This is a genomic window from Niastella soli (assembly GCF_017742245.1).
Classification (GTDB): domain Bacteria; phylum Bacteroidota; class Bacteroidia; order Chitinophagales; family Chitinophagaceae; genus Niastella; species Niastella soli.
The window spans coordinates 242,592-267,609 of record NZ_JAGHKO010000011.1 but is presented as its reverse complement, the minus strand read 5'-3'; the positions used below and the strand labels follow the sequence as shown (position 1 = coordinate 267,609).

Genomic DNA, 25,018 nt, shown 5'->3' with positions numbered 1-25,018 from the left:
CTTATTTAACATCCTACACTCACATGCAATCCCATTACTTTCAGTAATTGGGCACCTGCAGGTTTTGATAAATACAACGTTGGCACTTCAGCATTATAGTGATAGGATGTATTTATTATAAGATCAGGAATGGTGTCGCCATCAATGTCACCAGCAAAAAGGATCTCCGCCATCGCATCATCCAATGCAGCTGCTGACATCAACAGTTGTCTGCGTTCAACACCATTTATAGTTGCTTTAAGGAATAACTCGTAATTAATAACGTAGGCTTCACTCTTAGGGCTCGTTTTTTTCATACCTCCAGTGGCAAATAGGGTATATACTATTCCATTGTAGGTAAATGAGACCTTTTCTCCTGGTAATAGCTGATTTTTAGATAGCTGAGCCGGCACAATTGCCTTTTTTGATAACCCATCAATCCCTGCAATCAGCAAAATGGAGGTATCAGCATTAGTGGTATTGATCTCCCAGCCGGTTTTACTTCCATTTTCATCAAGCACGGGATCCTCCACCCGTTTTGTACGAATGGTGGCGCTGTCGAGGTAGTACCCCCCATTATTTCTGAAGATCCCAAACCAGGTACGTTTGAGGTCTTCCCTGCTCACTTCATCTTCATGAAATTGGCCGGTAGTTAAGATGCTGGCGGGGTAATGACCGCTATCATTACTAAAATCTATTGGGAAATTTTTGAAGTTGGAATCAACCAGCGGGCTTTCTTCCTCTGCAACAGTGGCCGTATCCATTGCAGTGGAGACAGTATCCATTGCAGTGGAGACCGTATCCATTGCTTTTATTATTGCAGGGGATACCGAATCAGGACCTTTTCCAGTCTTTTTTGACTGACAGGAATAAAATACACCAATAAAAAGGGGGAATGCGAGTAAACGCATTACACTTTTATTCATGTTTAGGGGTTGGGTTACCGGGCACAAAGATAAAAATAATTGGTTGTTTCTGCAACTGCTTGCAAACCAAAGGTTGGACCCCTATACTTGAAAACGACTACTTGTTTTTACTAACCACTAACTCGTATTTCCACTACCCACCCAGGTAAATATTACCAACCCCTGCCGCTAGCCCTTATTTATTCAATTTATTCACGGTTTCCCATATTTCATTTACCACAGGTATCCCTTGTCTTAAATTCCGCTGCCGGGTTTGCAATACCCGCTCGCCGGGGAAGGTAATAGCTTTATTGTTTTCGGGTGTTGATCGATGGTAATCGGCAATAATGTTTTGTACTACCTGTGCTATGGCCGCATGATTACCGAGTTTATTGGTATCGATGGCGATGAACACCTGCGACACGGCCATCTCCGTTTTTTGCCGGGTGATCCCTTCTACTGATAATCCGCCCGACAGTACAGCAGCCAGAATATCCAACAACAGCGATAACCCCGCTCCTTTCCAGTAACCAATGGGCAGGGGCCGGCGTGAGAGACGAATGGCGCCAGGGTCGGTAGAGAGTTGTCCGTTAGTATCAAAACCACCGTATACCGGCAATTGTTCCTTCTTCATATCGGCCAGTTCAAGTGCCCCAAACGAATATTGCGACATGGCCATATCCAGCACAATGGCTTCCTGTTCGTAAGGCAAAGCCATAACCAGCGGGTTATTGCCCAGTTTATTGTCTACAGCGCCCCAGGTGGGCATTAAGGCGGTGGTGTTCGTCCAGCCGATGAATACAAACCCGGCTTTAGCTGCCTGCCAGCCATAGGTACCACCGCGCATCCAGTGATTGGTATTGGCCAGGGATACACAGCCGATGCCATACTGCTGTGCCAGCTGCATAGCGCTATTAGTGGCGTGGATGGCATTTAACGGACCAGGCCCCAGGTTACCATCCCATTGCTGTACCCCGCCAAACTGGTGTTTCAGGGTAGGTTCTGCCTGTATGTCGATGTACCCTTTCTGAATATATTCAACAAACCGCGGAAAGCGGTTCACGCCATGCGTGTATACGCCATCAATGCTGTTGTTGGTGAATACTTCCGCACATTGCATGGCTTTCTCAGGCGTAAGCCCTTGCTTCAGTAGAATGGCATTAAACAATTGCAGCATCTCGGCTGCGGGGATGGTGGTGGTTGGGTTGGTCATGGGTGCAATTTACAGAATCCAACTTTTGGAGCTAAAAAAGAAAAAGCCGGGCGTATGCCCGGCCATCCATTTTTAACCAATTTTATTGCAGCTGCTTTATCAGCTACATGCGTACGCATTACTTCTTTAGTTTTTTATTCTCTTCCTGCAAGTCATTCACCTTTTGTTCCAGTTGTTGCAGCTTCTCATTTTGTTCAATAACATATAAGGTCAATTCTTCTATTTTTTTCAGCAGTATTACCTGCTGATCACCCAGATTGATGCCATCTTTTTTTACTTCTTCTTCAGAAGGCACATCCGGTAAGTGATGGTGTTGTTGAATGTAGCTTTTTACATCCCGCAGAGCAGGTAATTTATAATCAGCATTAAAAACGTAATCGGCCCAACCATAGTAATATGCATAAAAATTAAATCCTCTAACATCTCCCAATACATCCAGTTTATAATAAGGAGAACTTGTTCCAATGCCCACATTGCCATCAGGGGTAATGCCTATTGATGGATCACCATAAGTTCCAGAATAGGGTGAAGCCCATATACCAAAAAGATTGCTATTGTAGGCATACCCCATGCCTGTAACGGCATTTCCACCACGGATAAACGAAATATGAAACTTTTCATCCCCCTGGTCTGGGTTTCTGGTCACCTGCAATGTACCGTATCTGGTAGGATCATGCGAATCACCGAATTCGGACCAGCCATTCACCTGCAATTTAAAATCCGGATTGGTGGTTCCAATGCCCACATTGCCATTTACGTGGAAAGTGGTAGACAGATTACCCTGTGGAGAAATATGGATATTGGCGCCATTTGATGCTATTAATCCATTCTGTACATTCTGGAACACCAGTGCGCCCAGGTTAGATGCGGACAGCCCATATTGGTTTCCGGTCATACCGTTACCAAAATAATTCAGGTTTGCTCCAGACCAGGAAGGACTATTGCCATTATTAAAATAATTCCACGCTACGGCGCCTAGCGAGGAAAGCTGGTTGTTGTTATCAGCCAGTACAGCCAATGAGTTTATGAATTGTGCATGGGTATTGGCCATGTTGCTGGTTACACCCACGCGTAAACTGGCACTGCCTGCATTGGGAAGTTCCAGTTTGGCCGTTGGCTGGGTAACGCCAATGCCCACGTTTCCGGTATTTTTTACGTATACCTGTGCGAACAAGCCCGATTGAAGGGCAAGCATGATGAACAGGGTAGAAATTCCTGATTTCAACATTTATAATTTCGTTTTTAGGGTAAAGAATATTAAGTCAGGTCTCAGTTTACAGAGCGGTTATTAACCAATAAACCACATAGAAGGCACAAGTGGAGGCTTGCGCCTTCTACGGAACGCACCCTTCTATTTAAAAAGAAACAACGCTATTGAAACTTTTCTCAGACTAATTATTGACCAATACCAAGTTAAAGACTACTTGGATACTCACTAAACTGCTTAATCCACCCATCTTCAGTATATAATTCCCCTGCAAGACCGTCAGAGATATCATTGATCGATTCTACACCTTCAGACACATTAGATATAGCCCAAGAATCGGATTGTTCAAACATATTTAAAGTATTATGTAATGTAAGATCAATCATTCTATATGCAACACGTTTAAGTAGCTCAACTTGCGCCTGAGGCAAATTGTTTATCAATCGAAACATCTCCTGGTTCAATTCTCCTTTCATCTTTCCATTGATGATATTTTCCAAAGTATAGATACTATTATCTCTTACTTCTTTAATGTACTGCTTACCAAAATTTAATAATTGCTCATTCATATTTAATAATTTAATAATGCCATGGGATGTTTGTTGGATATGTCACCCCTTGCGATTGTAAATTTTTTAAAGACTCATTTACCAACTTCCTGGCTTCCATATCAGTAGCACCACCAGCCTTTAAAGCCTCTATTGCGATCCTGCTATGTTCTTTCAAAGTATTAGCTCTTCCGCTATTTGCCAGTTCTTTAAACAACTCTCTTTGCTTATTGGTCATAAGTTGGTGATCCCAATTTCTAGACTTCATATAATCCTGACTTATAGAGAAGCCTACATTCTTATCATACGAAAGATTATCTTTAAATCCAGCCTTTGCATGAACGTGATGTCCACCAACGTCCTTATAAGTTCCTTTTGCACCAGTTCCTGTTGAAGGAGTAGTACCATTATTTGCGCTTTTTGCTTGCTGACCGGAGGCATTCGAGGTACTATTGGCATTTACTTTATATAGATCTTTTATCGCATCTGCCAAACCAGTTGCCCCGATCTTACCTACTAAGGCGCCATGCCCAGCTACTATCAATCCACCCAAAGCTATACCTCCACCAACAAGCACTCCCGATCCGCCACTTTCAACACCAGTAACTGCCGCTGTCCTTAATCCATATTTTGAAGCAGTTAACCCTCCGCCTACTTCTATTGTGCTCTGTATTCCAACAATTATATTTCCTGCAATCTTACCAGTTAAATAAGCTTTTTGCTCCTCCACATCGGAATATTCCTCTAAATTATCTGTGGCACCCGTCCAATCTGAAATACCCAAAGTATTAGCGTTATAAATGGCATCACTTGAACCGCGTAAAGAAATTCCATAAAGACGAGCATTTGACTTTATGGTTTCCAACCTGGCGTTATTCTCTCTTTTCGCTTGTTCTAATTGCTGAGTCGTTAATTCTTCTAAGCCGTCTAAATCTATGGCCCAAATAGGTTTATTACCCGCAAATTGATAGGGCGTATACCAAGGATAACTTCTTGTTAGTGGATCTACAGAAAGGAATCTTCCAATTCTCGGATCATAAATCCTCATGCCATAATCCAGCTGATTCCCCTCCCCTTTTGCCTCATTATCATTTTCCTTGCCATTAAACCCATACCGGTAATTTCCACTGTTAAAGATACGGCCCGGCATTCGCATCCCAAAAGGATAATAGTCACTGGCCGTTAATACATTGGCAGTGTAGTAATCGACCATTTTATTATTATCATCATCAATTCCGGTTTTATCATCGCTAATGGTCGCCAGTACGTTGCCCAAGTGATTACACAACTCATATGCCCTTTCACCTAAATTTAATTGTCCATTCCCTTCTCCAGGCGGCTGCCAGGTGGTGGCAACCTCCATATTGGGTTGCCAAATACCTAACCTGCTGCTTCCATACAGGTGTTGTTCTGTCCACTTTGTTTTATCATCTGGTGAGGGAATAAGGGATGCATTTCTTGTATAAACCCCTAATACATTGCCTTGCGGATCCCGCACATAGAAGGTATACAAGATGTTGTTACCGGAACCAGTTACTAATTTACTTATCCGGTTGCCGGCTGCATCATAAGCATACTGAATATTCTGTCCATTTTTTGTAAGCTGGCTTATTTTACCATATACCGTCCAGGATATTGGGTCAATTCCCTCTTTCTCATCTTTGATCAGATTACCAATCTGATCATATCTGTAATTATCCAGGTTTGGCTGGGTCTTAATATCTGTTCCATAAGCTCCGTCTAATGCATCATCTTTTACACTCCGAAGTTTATTGTTCACCAGCTTCCCATCGCTATTCAGGTTATACCGATACGTAAGATCATCCATGGGATAGTTGCCGGCAATATTACCATTCCGTTTGTAGGTAAAAATATTCCCGTTGCCATCGTATGTAATGTCTTCCTGGTAATCCTGCATAACGCCGCTGTTGATGTTCCAGTTAGAACCACCGGCAGCCAGGTTATGCATCCGCATTTGTTTTAACCTGTCTACCTGGTCATACCGATAGCTATACCCTTTTACTGCGCCATTATCGAATTTATTAATGGCCAGCGTGGCATTGCTGATATTTCCATTAAACAGATCAGTTCCGCTTACTGCAGTCCCTAACGGTTGGTAGCTCATCCCAAAAGCAGGTGCACCGCTTTCTATTGGCTGGTAATCGCCATTATAATAACCCAGGCTAAAGCCCATTACATCCCGTGCAACGTACTGGAATGTTGTTCCGGCTAAACCATCCTGGTTCATATCCTTACTGGCATCCAGTTGCTGGCTGTTGATCCCTTTCATCCAGCCCTGTAATGTATAAGCATAGTCAAGCCCTTGGACCTGGATATTTCCCAACTCCGTTCTGGCCAATGGTCCATGCAGGTAATAACGATACCTGGCTTCCGTATTCCAGATCAAACCATCCCGGCTGGTAGTGGCGTCCACTACCCGGTTATCTGCATCATACCGGTATCTATAATAGAACTGATCGCCTTTCCCTTCCTGGTATTTCACTTTATTTACTTTTCCACTGATCAGATCGTAATCATAATCGATCCGTTTCAGGCCGGTCAATGCATCAAACTCCAACAATTTGCTATTTTCCTGGTACAGGGTTTTTGCATTTCCGCTGATGTCATAGGAATAATAAGTTGCCGCTGTACGTTGTGAACCGATAGCGCCAGAAAGTACAATACTAGCGGCCACTCGTTTTCGTAAATTGGTCAGCAAACCAGGCGCATAGGACGGCGCTTCATCATAAATGGTTTGGGTTATCTGTCCATTCTGGCCGCTTTGCATCCAGTTCTGCAGGGTGGCATTATTACGGGCAACTGTTTCATTTATTTCTACACCGGTATTTGTTTTCTCTCCCAGTTCCACTATCCGGTCAAATGCATCATACTTCGTATAACTGTACCGGTTGCTGCTTGCGCCTGGCGCCAGGGGCTGTAATTGCTCCGCATTTTGTGAAGCCGTCAACTTACCTAGCCGATCGTACCAGAAACGGGCCGTACCACCATCCGGCGACACCTGCTTCACTACCTGGTTGAGGCTGTTGTGCATATACGTTGTCGCCATCCCATGTTGGGGCACAATAAAACTACCTGCCGCTACTGCACCTTCTACTTTAGCAGTGTTACCGCCTTCCGTTATCCAGCTATAGCCTGAACCCGGTAGTGCAACGTTATGATTACTGCTGCTTAGATCAGCCAACACGCTGCCATTTTCAGGGTCCATCGGCCAATACCCTGCCAGCGCCGTTGCAGATGCAGGATCAGCAATTCCCTTAACGTAATTGTCCATTATCTGCTGCTCGGTGCGGGCCATATTCCAAATGCGTACTTCATCGATCCCACCGGGCATATAACCCCAACCGCCGCCGACAAAATTATAACTGGGGCTTATCGTTTGCTTAGTTGACGTAAGACCGGTTTTTACAAACCGTCCGTTAATGTATAAAGAAGGAACTTTATTATTATATACTACTGCTACATGCGTCCAGCCTTTAACCGTACCCGCCCATGCCAGTAATGGCGGCATATACCCGTCTGCATGTTCATATACACTCACGCCGTTCGTACCTACCGAAACGCCCATACAGGCATTACCTGAACTGCTACTGCCTCCATAGCTCGGATAGATTGCATATTTTTGATCAATACAACCCTGTGTACCAACGATATCCTCCGCATCAATTTCATGCGTTCCCTGCGGATTTACCCAAAACTCTACCGTAAATGTATTAACGACACTAGGGAGATAGGATTGCTCCATATTCAGATTGGCATTTACCTGCAAAGCGCCAGGATTTGAAACAGAAGCAGTTTCAGTTATTGGCTGGCTATGGATGCCGTTATCAAAATTCCCCCAAATTAACAAGGGCGACCCTTGCCCCTGTAACGAGCTGGCAATGGAAAAACAAAGATTGGAATAATTCTCTGTTATTTGGGTGCTTCCCAACAACTGGCTGTATAACCTTACATGTTTTACAGGCCCCATCACCTCATCAGGAAGGGTATAACCGGCTGTAATTGACCAATCAAATGGATAACCCGGCATATTGGCACCCGTATTCATTGTCAATTTAACACCATTTAAATATGCATCCCAGGGATCACTCGTAAGGTTATTCGATTGTATAACCACATGCGACCATTCCTGAATGGTAAACGAACTTATATCGGCCACCAGCTGGTTACTTTGAGTAATGGCGATATCTCCGGCTGTACCCGGTTGCAATGTGTATAATTCCACCCACAACTTCTTATTGGCTATAGCAGCCTGGTACATGTATTTATGGTCTGGTGTTATAAACCGCACCTGGCCACCGGCAATGGCATCCATATTATTTAACCACAACTCCAATGACTTTGCAGTCGTAAAATTGGAGCTCAGTGTATTTAATACAATATTCTTATCCGTTTCTTTGGTAATGCCGTCATTACCGCACAGGGCATACCCTGTAGCACGCATATATTTAAGCTGTGCCAACTGTTCCTCTGTTAACAACCGTACGCCTTCAGGCGGAATGGTTTTTACCAGGTTACCACTTTGGTCATAATAATACAGCGTGAAATGATATTCATACTGTTTCCCTTCAATGGATGCATTGGCTTGCGTTGCAAGGCATTTGGAAATATACCTGTTCCTGAATCGCTGGCGTTCTACTGCAATGTACATTTCATATACCTGGCCTGCACTTTCATAAGCTCCCATTATAGCATTTCGTTCGCAGGCAAATTCATCAACAGGTATGGCAGATTGCGCCGGCTTGTTATATAATACTGCTGTACTGTTGCTACCGCATTTTTGAGAAAATGCTTCATATTCAGTATAGCCCAATGAATAGCCCAGTTTATGATTACAGAAGTTAGTAAACAAAAGATAATACAGCTTACTGTTCACATTCACACCGGGATACGCAGCGTTAAACTGACTCTGCAGACCAGCCATTCTGCTGCAGTTTATAAACGGATGATCGCTATTAGCAGAAACAGGCGTGGTCAAAGCAACAGGGAATAACACCGGGTCTTTCATATATCTGCAACCAGCCGCACATTTAGCTTCCAGGTCAAGCAACTGGTCACTGGTAAGCTGCATATCATCCTCCAACTCCTGTTTCAGGTACTCATAAAAACTGCCTCCAAACCCGGAAGCGCTGTACCTGCTTTTTAATAAGCTCAGATTAGCGCAGATATCGCTGGTTATCTGTCCCGAAGAAGGATTAACGTCAATTGGCGTTTTATCATGCGGATAAGGTCTTTCCAACAGATCCGCACTAAAGCCTTGTTGAATAACCGAGGAACTAATATAATAACTAAATACTTCAGCAAAATTGTGAAACCCTTTTGCAGTGGCGCCGCCATTGGCTATCGAACTTGCAATCCGGATGGTTTCGGGGGTAGTTGCATTTTGAACATTGGTTATTGCTACTTGTTTTAGATCTTCAGCTAATAACAAAATGGTGTTAGGGGAAACGCTGCTGAACGCTGGCTCTTCATTCCGTACCGCTGTTAATTGATTAATCCATAACGCCTTTTCTTCGTCAATACTACTCAAGACCTCGGCACGATACCTATCGATGTTTTGCGCATCAGAAGGAAGCGGATTAGTACCAGAATTCAGGCAGTTTATTATACCCTCCAGGTTTACATACTCATTAAATATCCGTGATTTTTCCTGGTAAGCTGCATGCAAAGGATCATTGGGACAGCTTGATTCTATTGGAACAGGAACATCCGGGCAGGTTAATTCTTCCATGTATGTAAAGCTGTTGGAATGGCACGTAATACGGGCGCTTGTACAGGTAACCTCAAAACCTGCCATTACCTCCGATTTGCCTGCAGGGATAGTTACCCAGATATAGTCATATGCGAAATTTGTTTCAGGACCATAATTCCTTCTAACCTTTAACGTTACATCCCTGTTTACTGGCCCACCGGGATGTACAATATAAAAATCCTGGTAATAATACAGCATATCAACATAAATATCATCCCAAAAATCTCTGTAATTTCTTCTCTCCGCAGTAAACTCAGCAGGTGAAGGACAGGTTAGCGGTGGGGTATTACAAGCTACAGTAGCTGCCTCATTTCCAATAAAACAATTTTTGCATGACTGATCTGATGTTGATTTTACCTGGCGAACATATTTACTTTTCAATTGCAAATAATAATTCCTGTATAACTCCCATTCCATCGATGTAGAACGGCAGGTGGGATCTACCGCACAGGATGACCAGGTATTCATGAAGATGTCAGGATCGTTCGTGTTTGTTACAGGTTTGCAATACAACATCCAATCAACAAATTGAAAGATATCTTTAACAGGCTTTCCCGAAACATTAAAACCAATTACCTTAGAAAGATTTATCAGATCGTTACTCATGGATGTTTTCATGCTGCTGCCGCGACCTCCATTAAAGAAAGGATCGACATTCAGCAGCGCATTCATGTTCGACCGGGTATAAAAACCTCTGCTGACAGCTTCATCACCCGTATTGACCATGTCACGTAACGTTTTATCAAAATTGTAGCTGGCTTCATTATTATTACTAACGGGCGAATAATTCTGATCTTTACAGAACACATAACTACAATACTCCACGTGTTTTTTAACAAACTTATCTGCCCATTCAGGATGGTCTATATATGCCTTGATAAAATCCGACTCCGACAAATCCCTTATATTTACCGTATTCCCGTTTGCGTCCACATAATTTGTGTTACAGATATCCTGATTGCTGCCGTCGTTATAAAAACGCAATACGTTTATTCCCCTCTCTTTATAACTATAAATTCCCTGGGTTTCATCATAATTTATTAACGCATACTGGCCTCCTGGCACTACATCTGTTTTCATCCTGGCCAGGTAATCCTCACAGGCTGAAGTAGCGTTGGTCAAACTATTACAGGATAAACTATTACATTTTGCTTTTAAATCGTTCCAGGTATTATCGATCCAGGTATTTATTTCACTACTGGCCTGAATACCCGTAAACTTGTCAGTTGCCAGCAGGTCAAGCACTTTTTGCCGGAAGGCAGCTGGGGTATTACCCAATGTTTTGCAAGATTCACAGGAACTATAACAACCTGCCAGATCTATCTCTTTCAGCTTCTCTTCAAAAAAAGCCTGCAGCTTTTTCAGATCGCTGTTGTGGTCAAGATAATATTGCGTTTGGTAGTTGATCGCCTGCTCGCTCAACCGCAAGGTATAGGTAACATTGTATGACCCCAACTCATCGACCCTAATATCCAGCTTTCCGGTATAAGGGGCAGCATTGGGATTGCATGCAACGTCATTTAAGGTAAACGGTGCACTGGTGGTGGAACCATAGGGTGCACCACAACTATTCCGCGCCTCTACCAACACTTCATAATAACAATTACTGCAAAACTGGCCCTGGCTATGCGTAGTGGTTAAAGCAGCCGGGTTCACTGAATAATGTACGGTAAATATCCCCTTTGTTGATGCCATAAAAGTGGCAGAAGAGCTCATTGACAAGGCACTGGCATCTCTTTTAAGATCATTGGGAGCAATCAGGTCTTCGTTGAAAGGTATGCTCGCTTCTGATCCAGTTTTAGCGGCAGCCGCAGATGGCAACTCATCTAATTTATCGGGTGATCCACCGGCCAGCGCTGTGGCCACGGTTCTTCCGTTGGCATCTATATAACTAACGCTTATCTGGCCATTGGGATCTATTACCATGTTTTTCAGGTAATGTGAAAAATCACCCGCCTCTGAGCCGAATAACCGGTCCAGCTCTTTTTGCAATGGCTTTCCATAAAAATATTGGGTAGCCTTGCCACTGCCAATTGTAAACCCATTACCCACTCCGCCCTGACGGCGAACCAGCCCTGTATTATCAGGCATGTATTCCGTCAATGCATAAGGATGCTCTTGTGCATCGGGTACATATTTTGTAAAATAGAAATGATCGTCGGCTTTAAAAGGGTTATTAGCCGAAAAATACTTAGAGGCACCAAAATTGGGATCCATGCCGGGTTCATCTATATTACAATTATCCCGCAACTTAATATCCTTGTGACTAAACGGTTCCCCACTGTTATTTACATTGAACTTTTCGTAGTAGTTTAAACTTTTGCTGTTGGTTGGCGCGGGTAATACACTAACCGCAGACCGTCCCATCTCGTCATAAATAGATTCCGCGACAACAGCTGTTTCCTGCCGCTCGTCGGCTGTACTATTGGGGATAAGCGTAAGATCGCTGTTATTCAATGTCACTGCCTGCCTGTTGCGCAAGGTAGCATCATAATAGGTGATCACTTCTTTGCGTTTTCCCTCTTCAGCAAAGGCAGCAGTATATTGATAGTTCATACTTGCTTCATGCGCCGTTACCGGTTCACACACAGCCATTCCGCCCGGGCCGCTACTATAACTCCAATCGCCAAGCAATCGCAAATTGGTACCTGCCTGGTACGAAGCACCCCGCACCCGCACCAGGATGTATCCATTAGGATATGGCAAATTGATAGTGTAAGTGGGCGTGGTAACGGTAACCCTCGAACTATTATTTACCATCCACTCAGTAGCTTTGGATTCCGGTAAGGTTTGGCCACTTCCATATGTATTTACAATCTCTTTTCCATTATCGCTCTGTGCATCGATAAAGGTCCATTCAACATCGTATTCTTCCGGATCACCCCATTGCGTTGTATTCCAGGACACGGACAATTGGTTACTATTTCCATTACTATTTTGCAAATTAGTAGTCAATGGGCCGGTAACACTCCCCCTGAACGGGTACTTCCTTTCAACCAGGATCTGGTTCTTTAGCCTGAAAACACCAGGGAGTGCACTACCCCACTCCGGGGAAGTGATTGAATTTACTGTAACAGTAACCTTAAATGCATTCTTAAATTTATAATAAGCAGTTGCCGGATACACTGCGTTATTACCCTTTTGGTACTTAACTACCAGGTCTACATTGTTAATTTCATCCGGCACAACCTGGTCACGGCTGGTGAAATACTTTATTGATACATTTAACGTACAGGTAAAAGTCCTGTCCTGGAAATATTCCGGGGTATCAAACAGCAATTCAAAAGAAAGGATATTATCAACAGACAGGTGCTGGATATTATTCCAGTCGGCAAGCGACAGGTCCCTAAACTTGTCATCTATTACCTCGCAAACATCTCCCTGCTTTAATTTTCCAGACAATATTTTAATATAGGATTCACTGGCCGCCAGCAACATAGAAACCGGAAAGCAAACCAGGATAACCAATACCAGGAGTCTTTTCATAAAGTGTTTTACCGTCATAAAGAAAGTCTTACTGTTCAGGATTAGCTACATGCAATTGATAGTCTTGGAATTGCAATGCAGGTAGGACCTGATCCTTTTTTATGGTAATTATTTTATTGATCTCTTCATTGATATTCATATCAACCAGGGTTAACCGCCGGTAATCTATCTGGCTGATCCATATGCGGCTGGTATCAACTGATTCTTTAAAAGCGCCGCCATCCTTCCACCATTGGATCGTTGCCCGATTTACCTGGTAGGTTGCAGGATCGTACGTGAGTGCATACGATCTTATCTCCGGTCTGAATTCGTCCTGAAATGAAATAGTACGTTCATTGTTACCATTCTGAACAATCTGGCCGGTGATCTTAAAATCTGCTTTCTCATCAAATAAAACGTCGAGAGATGGCTGCATGCTCTTTTTTCGTTTTCCACTCCCGTCATTTGCATCAGCGACCACGATCACCCGGTTCGTCGTATCGAGTTGCACTACCATGCTGCCATTACAAAATGACTGCAGCAAACCAAATTGTGAATAATACTGGTCCTGGTGTTTAATCAACCGGTAAGTTGTTTTTTCCTTTATTACACCGGGTTTTTCCCCATCATACAAAGTGATCAATCCTTCTATATTAACGGCCGTATCGTTCTTAAGCCGTTCGGCGATCCGCTTATATTCCTCCTTTGCATCTGGCAGTTCAGTATTTGTGACCGTCTTCGTAAACCACCCTGCCCAGTTGCCTGCTATTGCCGCTGCGGAAAGCAGTACTATTGATCCTATAATCAGAATTATTTTTCTTTTCATCATATTAAAAACTGTTACACTTCCGGAATAATTTATTTTTTATTACCGCTGTCTGAATGATTGCCTGTTTTCCTTCAACGTCATTATACCACGCTCTGTTTCTTTCTTTACCCGAATGAGCGTACCCTCATCATCATATTCATAAAATGTGGCAAAATTATTTTCATCCAGCTGGCCCATCAACCGCATGGTGCGGTCATCATATACATATGAATTCAGGTGGCCGTCATAAGGCAGGATGCGTACATCATCGATATAAACCTCGCCAGCTCCTGACTTTGACAACTGGAGATTAAAATTGGTACCTGCTGTAAATACCAATTCCAACCGCTTCCATTTTTCTACTACCGGTACGATCGTATTCGTGAGGTCCTGCGCCTGGTTATTTATTTTTACTGATAACCCGTCAATCTTATTGGTCGCGGGCTTATTATCATACACCCACAGACTTAACAGGTATTTTTTTCCGGCAATAGGTGAAAAACCAGTAGCCAGTTCATTTGATGCTAGTTTGGCGGCACCCAACGCGTTATCATAAGAAAGAATAGTGGCAGGCGGGGCCGCATTCCCGGCCGGTTTGGAAACAAGCACGCTATTCAGCTTCATGCTGTATTTACCGCTATGTACAAACTGCGTATTTAAACAGTTACCTGAATTAGTATTTGTTAGTGAAATATCTCCCCAATCGAAATGACGTTTCATAGGACAGCTTTCGACTGGGTTTACCGTCTGTAGCGAGAAATTATAATCCTCGAATCCGTCGAACGCTATTTCGTTATGACGCGCATTGGCTGCTACTGCAATGGCTGCAGACTCCCGATAACCAAATAAAGCCGAACTATACCGCAACCCATTGTTAGAAACATCTATCTCACCATTCCGGTCGCGGTTCAGGGGCGTTACACTTTCTATTTCATTTCCCTTTTGATCATAGTAAACTGATTTGGCCGCCCATACCCATCGTTCTGCTGTCAACGATCTTTCAGGCTGTACGTTGCTGTATAAACCGCCCAATGGCCTGAACTCCCAGAATGGATTGAAGGTAACATAAGCGCCATTTTTGCGAATATTAGTTCCATCAGGTTGTGTTGACACCCCAGGCTTTTGCTCGCGGTCAACCACAAAAGAAAAATTTTGCCTTGGCCGCCAGTTACCTAAAAGACCCTGCACATAGGGATTGATGTTCTTATTGACCGGATCAAAACATCCATTATACTGATAACATATTTCCAGTGAAGGTCCCTGCCCGGTAAAAGGGCCACGAAATTGGGCAAATTTATCGCTTGTGGGACTTTCATCTACCAGCCTTATACCAATTCCAAATTGAGGATTATCCTGTAAAGTATACCAATCATTCAACATCGCCGTTACGTCAAATTCATATGGAGCTGTAACGAAAGGAAAAGCCGGTAACTGTACCTGGTTAGCAGTTGAGATCTGAGGCCCCTCCCAGGTAAGTCCTGGCATACCACAATAAAAAGGGGTCTTTATCCTGGAAATAAGCGAGGTGGCTGCACCGCTAGTAGTTTTTGGATAAAGCTTCACCTTTGCTGACACGATGGTTGCACCGGCTGGGATATCTGTCAATGAAAGGAAGTTTATAGAACTTCGGTTGATTATTACCGGTGTTGGAGGGGGTTGATTAATTACTAAATATGCGCTAAAGTCATCACACCTATTATGATATTCAAGTTTGGTATTTGTATTATTTGAATTGTATCCGTTGAAACGCTTGCAGGTTGTAACAGTCTCTAATTTATTGGCTACGGGCATCCCCCATTCATTACCATACAACACCGCTTTTGCATCCAGTACTTTATTACCCACAGTAAATTGCAATCGCCTGTTGTCGCCCGATCCAATAACCGGATTGTTTAAACAAACTATATTACCGGCACTGACGGAAGTTTGGTTCCTCCGGCCTGAGCGGGCTACCACATAGTTACCACTTCCTAATAATGGATTACCCGCCCTGTCAATAAACCGCAGTTGGCCATCATTAGTTTGTATAACCCATCCTTTATGTGCGGTACTGATCAACTCATCACCGGGAAAGACAACGTTTTTATATTGATCCGGTATAATATTCGGCGACTGCATGGCTACATTGAGTAGCAGGGCGCCGCTGTTTTTGTACGCCCCGCCCATGCCTTCCTGGCCTTCCGCCCAATAAGCAGGATAAGTAAAAGAATAAATATTATCATTGAACTCGTTCTGTGTCCTGGTTAACAAAACAGCTCCCGTTTCTCCATCCCATAATAAATTTTCAGCTTCGATGGAGGAACCGTTTTTTGTTGTACGCACCATTTTAACTATACCATACTTTTGAACAACCTTCACTAATGAAACAGAATGGTAAGTGGTTCTAGAATAATTAGCGCTATAGTTAACCGCCGCATACGGTAAATAAGGGATAAATGGAGGAAAAAATGGCATAGCGCCATAGTAAGCGCCAATACCAGCACCCAAGGTCCCATTCTCACTTTCACGCACATCTGTTGCAAGATCGATGTCTGTTCCCATTACTGCGGTCTCAATTTTGCCACCGGTATTTCCCTCTACAATATCAACCGTGTTATTCAAATGCTTTTCTGCCGCCTTATCATCATCCACGTTATAGAACGTTTCCGTAGAAGAGATCTCATCGCCTCCTTTATTAAAGATTTTAACCGATTTGGGCTTCCCATGCATATCATTCAATTCTATTTTAAAACCCTGGGAAGTGGTTACCCTTTTTATATAAGTGAAGGCAAATAATTTCAGGAGCATGTTGTTTTCATACTCAGTAGCTTGTAGGGGCATGTAATCTACGTAAGTAGGAAAATCTTTTGCTGTATAAAATTCATTTTCAATATAACCGGTGTGCTTTTCCAATAGCCCGCCCTGTTGCGCATAGGTGTCGCCAAAATTGGTAACCGTCACCTTACTATAGCCTACGGAAGCCGGCGGAAAAAAGGTTTCACAGAAAGGCAATTCAGTAAAATGGTATTTATCAGGCGCCCAATTTACTTTTTCGGTATAGGGTATGGGTTGATGTAAGGGGTTTTCTTCATTACCAATTTGTGGTTCATAAGCCGCCACCCCGGAGGAGATCTCCTCCCCATTTGTCTTTTTTATAGCGTAATTATACTCCTGCCCGTACATAGCCGTTTTCCCGGAGCTATGCGACATATCGTGCCATGCATCTTCAATCGTCAATTTTTTTACCCGGGCGCCGCCGCCCATTTTCTTTTGATCGGGATTGTACAGGCGGATCATGCTTTTTGACAATTCGATCCTGTCGCCGTAACTTCTATGTTTTGCCCTGTTCTCATATCCCCTGAAAAACTCTTTCGCATTTACAAGGGATTGTACCAGTGCCTTTATTGCGCCCTTACCAAATGAAACATCTGAATTATCATAATTATCATAGGCAAACTGGGGCAGATCAGCTTTCAGCATTTGCCAGGCCGCTCTTGTTACCGGGTTAACCTGATCGATCTTTTTTACCGCAATAAAGGCGGTTTTATCATCGATCCACCGGCAAGCCGGATAATCGATCTCAGCGTACCCCTGCACATACTCTTTATGACCAGTATTATCCAGATCTGTATAGATCTTATAATATATATTTTTAAGCGGTTGGCCATCTTCCCCCCCCAGGTATTTACTATTAAAATCTGCCTGCTGAACATCCTTAGGCAACTCAACCGTAAACCCATCTGATCCTATCATCCCGGTACTATTAGTAGTATTGTTATTAGCAATAGAAGCAATACCCTTGACAAAACACATTTGCATAGCCCGCCGGTTCTGAACAAAGCCGTAATCATCCGCTTCATACGTTACGCTTATTGTGCTCCCCGTCGGGGTCACGATCTTATTCAATTGCCACATGGAAGCAAAATGGCCCGCCAACTTACGATAGTCTGTACCCGAATTACCCTGATTGTTTTCCTGGATGGTATAAGGAAATTCGGAATTGTTCATTTGGCCATTAGTAGCCGAATTACCAGTTAAATGATTATACCAGCTGGGTTTGTAGGTACCCCAGCGGTCCACCTGGCGGGTAGTATAACTATTTGATATTTCAGGGTTATTTAATGTTACATTAACTGGGTCCTGGTAAGTAGCCGGAGGCGTTAAAAAGGTTGAGCCAAACACATCAGATACTTTCCGTTGTTCATATGAAAATTCATACGGATTGGATTGACCTCTCGTGTTTTTACCAAATGTAAAATACACCTTTTTTAAGGTCAGCTTTCCTTTGTCCTTATTTACATTCAGCTCACCGTTTTGACCCACGTCGGTTCCACCATCTTTATTTTTTGCTGCACCTGTATTATTAGGCACATTGGGATGCGTTGAATAATCGTATTCAAAATGAACTACTTTAACAGGTATTACATTTCTTTTATCTAAAGTCTCATCTTTCACCCAGTCGGCTTTTGAATACAATTCTATCCGGTCAAGCTTTTTAAGTCTTACATCACCATTTATTCCACCATTCTCATTCTGCACACCCAACCCGTCTTCACGGTCTGAGGTTACAAAAACAGCTATCATGGTTTTGCTTTCTACCTTATTCAGGTACCACAATTCTTTCTCACCATAGGTGTAGCTGGCTTTGTCATCTTTTTTATCACTTTCAAATCCGGGGTTGTAGTTGGCGGTATTGATCGCATATGGAGCACGCCATTTGAAAGGTTTAGAAGGATCGGTGGTCTTTGTATAATTAAATTTATAGGCAGTGCCCAGGTCATCGTCGGTAATACCATCGTCTTTTACATCAACATAATCAGGCGATAAAATACCAGTTAGTAAGAACGAAGTGGCATAACCAGGCACTACATCCCTCGTAAACAAATTATCGCGCCCTTTTTGATTGCCGGTAGAATTATCCACCCCGGCTGTATATTCTATCAGACCTGTTTTTAATGCCCTTTCCAATTTGGCACCATCGGGTTTGTCGATTGAAAAACTGGCATCCACCTGGGTCTTATTATAAACAGGGATCCCATAGACCATCCGCTGGCCGCCATTATCCGTTACCGTAATTTCAGACAGATGATGCGGAAGTCTGCCATCTGTCATTCTGCCTACTCCATTAATTTGTTTATCAAGCCCGTATTTCGATGCCTGATCGGCATCTAAATAGCTTATTACTGTTGTTCGCCTGTCCCGGTCACTTTTTTTCAGGGGTTTATTGGCGGTTGAAACTTCCGGCTCATCTTTAACTTTAAATGCGTTCCAGGTTTTTGGGCCAGTGAAGAAGTGTCCTGCACCGTTGGTTACTACCTGAACGGTCTTTTCTTCCTGAATGTTATCCCGGTAGCCTTTATCAGCGCGGGTAATTTCTCCGGTGCTCTTAAAATTGACAGCTTCCGTACCAGGTTTATTGACCTGATCAAACTCAGGTTCTCCTTCTTGCAGAAAATTATTATTGGTTACCCACTTTCCCGTGCTTGCGTTACCACCGGTATAGTCGATCCTGCCGCCATTCTTGTGATAAAGCCCTACACCGATAGTAACTCCTGCAGATGCATTGACCGTTCTGTTACTATGCATCTTATCAAAAACAACATAATTGCCATTGAAAAAAGGCCTGAACTGCTGACTACCTGCCTGCCCGGTAGCCATAAACAAATCGAAGGTGGGAACCGGTATGGGAATAGCCGGGGAACCGGGCACATAGGGGCCTTCATTTTCCCGGTTGTAATCAACCAGCGCGTTGGTGTTCTTACGGCCATCTAAATAATTCATATAGCCATAAGCCGGTGCGCTTACTTTCTTTTGCAATATTCTTTCCTCGTAAAAATAACCGCTGCCGCCTATACCCAGGTAGCCGCCAAAAAGGCTTGGCCCCAGATCAAAGTTTAAGGTATATCCATCATTAGCCGTATTTGTATTAAAGGTGGGTGTATAGGTTTGACCAAAATACTTTACAGCAGAAAAATTAAAGGTAGACCAGGCCAAACTGCCTGTATGTGTAGACCAGGTTGCTCCAAGGTCTACTTGTTTTAAACCAGCCCTCGTATTATATGCCAGGGAACCCGATAAACTTCTTACGGTTTCTCCTTGTATAAAATCATGTTCCCGGCTTAAGGACAAAGAAGGAGAAAAGGTTGCCCCTCCCCTGCTGTCGAGGCCTATATCCAATCCAGCAGTAAGTGAAGTTTTTTTATTTTGCGCCAGGTCCTGGTTAACACTTAATCCGGTCAGCGCTCCCGCGCCATAATAATTATCATTATATACACCCACTTTAAAGGTGAGACTTCCAGAGAGCTTACCAATTTCCCAGGCAAAGATGGAAGGCTTTAAGATTACCGTACCACCAATCTTTTGAAAATTTTTCCTATCGTATGTTTTTTCAATATTATCCCCCTTAAAATCATCGGGTAATCCCCGTACAGACCGGTTGATGGTCCCCGGGTTCACCGTCCAGCCAAAACCTACCCATGAAGCTTCATCTTCCATTCCTTCACCCGAATGATACGATAAATTGATGGGGTAACCACCCACATCAACCAATGGAATGTTATATTTCAAATCTCCGGAAAACAAATCAACCATATCATTCACGCCTGCAGGTTCAAACTTTGTCAACTCCGGTTGCGCAGGGCCGGACGTTAACGCATACGCCATTCCGGGGAAGAAGGTCTCTATTCCGAAAACGATCAGAAAGAACCAGGCCGTACATTTTTTAGTTCTGTTACGCATTTCTCTTAACCTATTTTAAAGTGGGGTTTAAAGCAATAAATTGTTTCTGCCAGTCGCCAAATGAATCATCATACAACAATGCATCAGGATGCTTACCAACCGGCAACTCAAACACCAGTACTCCTTCTTTATTCATAGCATTGAGACCGGTCACGGGTTGATAAAAAACAGGAGAAATAGTGTCGCTATCAACTACAACTTTCCAATCATTGGCCATCTTGTAATCATAGTAAACATTTCGCTCCTGTTCTAGCTTTTTATCTCCCTGTACACTGTCCCTGAAATCTACTTTATAAGCAACATAGGTATCATAACTATCGGCTTTCATTACCAGGCGGCTGTCAATCCTGTCTATATACAGATCCGCCCCGTTCTTATGTAACTCCGCCAAATGCCTTTCTGGTCTTGCTATAACAACAGATTGCCGGCATGCCTGTAAACACATGACCACACACACCAGGCACATAAACCTGGTTACACAAATGATTTCTTTTGTCATTGTTAATTTGATTTCTTATTCAACATCCTTATCCTGGTAAATAAAGCGCAATTGCACATCCGGCTCATTGAAGGGATACACTTTCAACAAATAATGCTTACCTGGTTCCAGCTCCAGTTCCGTAAGATCAATATCCACTTCATTTAATCCCTGTTTCAATGTTACTTCGGGGCAATCTTTCAGTTTTTTCATCCCATTGCCGATATCGTAAATAGCATAAGTCAACCGTTTGAGGTTGTAATTATTCTGGAAAGCGAATTTTAAGGCCCGGTTGGCTATATAGTGATTACCGTTCACCATTTGCTTTAATTCGCGATAGCTGTCTGTTGGCAGTTGTTTATGGGGCTCTGTACACTGTATCGTAAACTCCCAGATCTCTGACCTGGAGATCACCAGATTATTCTGATGCGCTATCACCTGCCATACGTAGGTCTTCCCTTCCTGCAGGTCCGGATGACTGGAGGGATAGTTTATACTGGTAGTAGTAATATTGTCAAGTAATAACAAAGGGGCATTCACCAGCAGATTCTCAATTGCTTCCCCTTCTCTCTTTTCCGTTAGCAATAACCTGAACCGCATAGATGAATTAAACGGAATGGGTGGTTGCCAGGTCAATAAAGGCCGCTTTTCACAAATCTTATCGCCATCAGCCGGGTATATAAGCGCCATGGGCACCAATGGCTGGATCTCGGCGTCAAAACAATTTTCATAATCATCTGACTGCTTATCATCAGCACTCACCAGTCGATAGCAGAAAGTATATTGGCCAGGGGGAAAATTTTTGGTTTGATTGGTAATGTTTGCATACGCATTAGAGGAAAAGCGGAACAGACTGCCTGCAAAAACATTCCGGGGGAAATTGCTCGTTCCCGGTTGAATAGTGGTAACCGGTGTGGTAATGGTAACAACCGGTGATTTAGTTACATTTTCCTGAACGGTTATTACTACCTGACTCCTTAGTGCAGCACCTGTAAGGTTCTGCACCTGGAAAGAGCCCAGGCCATCAACCGTTCTGCCATATACCTCAGGTTGAAAATAAGTTACCACTTGCCCCGTTGCGGCAGTAGAAACAATTAATAACCCGGTTAAAATAATATTGAATAGTTTCATAATCCGCTTCATTTAAAAATTCAGGTGCATGCCGGCTGTTACAAAAAGTTGATTTGCCAGTTCTGACCGGATGGTCTTTACCGCTTTTTTATAAGTAAGGTCTACATCGATGTTCAGCTTGCTCATTAACACCGCGCTTACCTGTTGTTTAATACCTACCTGTTTGTTCCAGCCAGCATTGTCATAATACCCCAGGCTATTACCCAGTCTGATCGTACTTGTTATTGGATATGAATAGCTGGATTCGGAAGAGAACATAGAGGTATTGAACAGGTAATCTTTATTATTCGATCTGTTTAATAATAAGGTCAGCGATAAAGGATTTTTATTTACCGTCATGGTTGAGGAATGCATTACCAGCACCGCAGTGCTCTTGTAATTCTCCTCCAGCAACATGGGGATATTCATTACCTGCCGGCTAACAGTAATATTGTTCATCAGCTTTTTGCCCCACGCCCGCACGGTATAAGCGCCATCTGCCTGTAACCGGGAATTGTTTCCTTTATTGGTCCCTTCCGCAAATAGTTTTGAATTATAGGCCGTATGCTGCCAGCTTAATCCAATCCGATAGTTGCGATTAATCCGGTAGTTTACCTGCAATTTGTTATTCAATGCCTTATTAGTATACAGTTTTGCCGGATCAAAATCCCTTTTGCTGTAATCAATATTGTAACGCAGGGTCAATTGCTTGTTCATTTTTCTGGCAACGCCAAATCCTACTTTTGATTCTCCCGACCGCAGTAAAACGTTACCAGGGTTGTTATAGCCCAAGCCTACCTTTTTTACAAACACGTGCACATCAGTACTTAAGATCTCGCCATTGTAATCTACCATGGCCGCGTAATTCGATTTACCGGCATTTCCTAATAAACTACTATACGGGTTTGCCTTGTAAGCCTGGCTATCGGCAGAAATATTATTAATATAGGAACCAAAAGACTTTGACACATCCAGTTTTACAGCGTGTTTAGGCGCTACTTCAAAATCAGAATGAAAAGAGATAACCCCATCGCGGCGTTGCGGCATCGCCATGTATGCCGATTGAAGCGGTTTGTCGCTATTACCTAGCTGTGAAAAATCCTTGAAGTCAAAAAAGTTCACCGTAAGATACTGTTGGGAAGCACTTCCGGTACCGGTGCCAAATTTAAACCCCGTAACACTGGAATATTCATTGGTAACACCACTGGTCAATCCCGACTGCAACCAGTTGTTGGTGTTATTATTTCTACCATAAATAAACCCTACGCTCGCCTTTTTATTTTGGAATTCAGTATTGATACCTGAATTCACCACATTCTGTAAGGAAAAGTCGCCATCTTTTACCGCATTCTGTCCCAGGTTCAGCTTTTTCATATTCATGAATATTCGCTGCAAAGGGCCTAATTCCATATGCTCATCAACGAGCTTTTCCAGGTTAGTGGGGTCCTTTAAAAACGTTTTATAATTGTCCTTGGTAAAAGGCAGGTTCGACTTCAGCTGTTTTACCTGTTTATTGTTCTCAAACTTTTCCTTGCTCGCTAAGATTTTCTGATACACTTTCTCCAGCATCGCCAGCTTTCCCTCATGCGCCTCATTACCAGCTGCAATTGAATCTTTCATAGCCGGGGAAGCCGCATTGACCTCATTTATTATCCTTGATTTCAACACCGACTGATCGGTTTTTGACAGATCGGTTATCCCATCAGGTAATTGCACGGCTGTTTTATACTTCTCTTTATAATCATTTTGCAGGTCTGCAATCTCATTTTTCAGCGCCTTTTCATAGTTTGCTTTTATAGCATTGATCCGGTTCATTGTTAACGCGGTAAGCGTTTCAGGATCAAGCTTCTCAGCTGCTTTTTGCTGAATGGTCTGCAGGTACTTTTTCTGATCAAAATTGAATTGCAGCAATTTATTAAAGGACGTGTAGTCGGTGCTATAAACCCCGTTCATTCCTTTAAATGCCAGGTTCACCGGCAGATCAAATAAACTAACACCGCCGCTTAGGTTATAACTATAAACACTGCCCAGGCTTTTTAAAGCACCCAGTTCCATACCCGAAGTATCTCTCAGATACGTATAATCAATTGAGGCGTTTACCTTTCCGGGTTGAACAAACTTACCATCATCAAACAACGCGATCTTTGAGGCCAACTGTTGTCGCATAGCCATCGGTTCAGCTACCAAACCCATCAATTCCTTTTTTCCCGATCTCAGTTCCTTTAATGGCAGCGTGGTATCCGTTACCGGCCAATGCATTTTATCTTTGATACCCGATAATTCACGTCTAGCCTCCCCTGTTACTTTAGAGGCAATGGAATCTGCCCCGGGTAGTTTTCCTTCCTGCGAATAAGCAGGCACAGCAACAAAACTTATAAAAAATAAAGTGCAGACAATAGCAATTACCTGCCGTATAGACATAGCATTCATAGTTCGCATTTGTAAATCAAAGCGGAATCAAAATTCAATATGTTAATAGTGTACTACTTCCGGTAGTAAGTTTCCGGTGCAGAGAAGAGATCGTTTGCTTGCAGATAATAGAATAAAAATGGTTTCCTCATGATTAAGTCGGTTAGGGTTGGTATTTATAAATGCATACACGTAGCTGATCTTTAAGCAGACCGATGCCACCTGAATCGATTAAATTCAATCAAATTTAATGTTGGAACAATCTACTAGCATTAATTAAAATAGCTGTAGTCTTCTACATTTTCATTAACAATAAAGGAATAATGGGCATTCGGGAAATAATATTAAAAAATAATAGCATGGGAAAAGTGCTATGGTTTATTTTTTATGCCAACTACATTTATTGATG

10 protein-coding genes are annotated in these 25,018 nt (G+C 42.9%); all 10 read right to left on the bottom strand.

Annotated features, from left to right (window positions below):
* Positions 1-5: 5 nt before the first annotated feature.
* A complete protein-coding gene (locus J7I42_RS27225) occupies positions 6-905 on the bottom strand; it encodes a hypothetical protein (RefSeq protein ID WP_209142151.1) in 900 nt (299 codons plus the stop codon).
* Between the two features lie 175 nt (positions 906-1,080).
* The gene (yiaK, locus tag J7I42_RS27220; protein ID WP_236065593.1) at positions 1,081-2,097 is read right to left on the bottom strand and encodes a 3-dehydro-L-gulonate 2-dehydrogenase; all 1,017 of its coding nucleotides are present in this window, start codon (positions 2,095-2,097) and stop codon (positions 1,081-1,083) included.
* A 118-nt stretch (positions 2,098-2,215) separates the two neighbouring features.
* Positions 2,216-3,325 carry a bZIP transcription factor gene (locus tag J7I42_RS27215; RefSeq protein ID WP_209142149.1) on the bottom strand — a complete coding sequence of 370 codons (1,110 nt, stop codon included), beginning with the start codon at positions 3,323-3,325 and terminating at the stop codon, positions 2,216-2,218.
* A 185-nt stretch (positions 3,326-3,510) separates the two neighbouring features.
* Entirely contained in the window at positions 3,511-3,873 is a 363-nt protein-coding gene (locus tag J7I42_RS27210; protein ID WP_209142147.1) for an epimerase, read from the bottom strand.
* A gap of 10 nt (positions 3,874-3,883) precedes the next feature.
* On the bottom strand, positions 3,884-13,108 hold the full coding sequence (locus J7I42_RS27205) for an RHS repeat domain-containing protein (RefSeq protein ID WP_209142145.1): 9,225 nt from the start codon (positions 13,106-13,108) through the stop codon (positions 3,884-3,886).
* 28 nt (positions 13,109-13,136) lie between these two features.
* The gene (locus J7I42_RS27200; protein ID WP_209142143.1) at positions 13,137-13,916 is read right to left on the bottom strand and encodes a flagellar basal body-associated FliL family protein; all 780 of its coding nucleotides are present in this window, start codon (positions 13,914-13,916) and stop codon (positions 13,137-13,139) included.
* 39 nt (positions 13,917-13,955) lie between these two features.
* Positions 13,956-20,612: a hypothetical protein gene (locus J7I42_RS27195; RefSeq protein ID WP_209142142.1), complete on the bottom strand. Its 6,657-nt coding sequence runs from the start codon at positions 20,610-20,612 to the stop codon at positions 13,956-13,958.
* Between the two features lie 10 nt (positions 20,613-20,622).
* Positions 20,623-21,111: a DUF4352 domain-containing protein gene (locus tag J7I42_RS27190; protein ID WP_209142140.1), complete on the bottom strand. Its 489-nt coding sequence runs from the start codon at positions 21,109-21,111 to the stop codon at positions 20,623-20,625.
* 15 nt (positions 21,112-21,126) lie between these two features.
* Positions 21,127-22,221: a hypothetical protein gene (locus J7I42_RS27185; RefSeq protein ID WP_209142138.1), complete on the bottom strand. Its 1,095-nt coding sequence runs from the start codon at positions 22,219-22,221 to the stop codon at positions 21,127-21,129.
* A 12-nt stretch (positions 22,222-22,233) separates the two neighbouring features.
* Positions 22,234-24,630, bottom strand: coding sequence for an ATP synthase subunit B family protein (locus J7I42_RS27180; protein ID WP_209142136.1), 2,397 nt, complete (start codon positions 24,628-24,630; stop codon positions 22,234-22,236).
* Positions 24,631-25,018 lie beyond the last annotated feature (388 nt).

What these genes read in the sequence shown, in the direction of transcription:
- J7I42_RS27225 (WP_209142151.1), bottom strand. Translation starts at nt 905, where the DNA reads ATGAATAAAAGTGTAATGCGTTTACTCGCATTCCCCCTTTTTATTGGT.
- yiaK (WP_236065593.1), bottom strand. Translation starts at nt 2,097, where the DNA reads ATGACCAACCCAACCACCACCATCCCCGCAGCCGAGATGCTGCAATTG.
- J7I42_RS27215 (WP_209142149.1), bottom strand. Translation starts at nt 3,325, where the DNA reads ATGTTGAAATCAGGAATTTCTACCCTGTTCATCATGCTTGCCCTTCAA.
- J7I42_RS27210 (WP_209142147.1), bottom strand. Translation starts at nt 3,873, where the DNA reads ATGAATGAGCAATTATTAAATTTTGGTAAGCAGTACATTAAAGAAGTA.
- J7I42_RS27205 (WP_209142145.1), bottom strand. Translation starts at nt 13,108, where the DNA reads ATGAAAAGACTCCTGGTATTGGTTATCCTGGTTTGCTTTCCGGTTTCT.
- J7I42_RS27200 (WP_209142143.1), bottom strand. Translation starts at nt 13,916, where the DNA reads ATGATGAAAAGAAAAATAATTCTGATTATAGGATCAATAGTACTGCTT.
- J7I42_RS27195 (WP_209142142.1), bottom strand. Translation starts at nt 20,612, where the DNA reads ATGCGTAACAGAACTAAAAAATGTACGGCCTGGTTCTTTCTGATCGTT.
- J7I42_RS27190 (WP_209142140.1), bottom strand. Translation starts at nt 21,111, where the DNA reads ATGACAAAAGAAATCATTTGTGTAACCAGGTTTATGTGCCTGGTGTGT.
- J7I42_RS27185 (WP_209142138.1), bottom strand. Translation starts at nt 22,221, where the DNA reads ATGAAACTATTCAATATTATTTTAACCGGGTTATTAATTGTTTCTACT.
- J7I42_RS27180 (WP_209142136.1), bottom strand. Translation starts at nt 24,630, where the DNA reads ATGAATGCTATGTCTATACGGCAGGTAATTGCTATTGTCTGCACTTTA.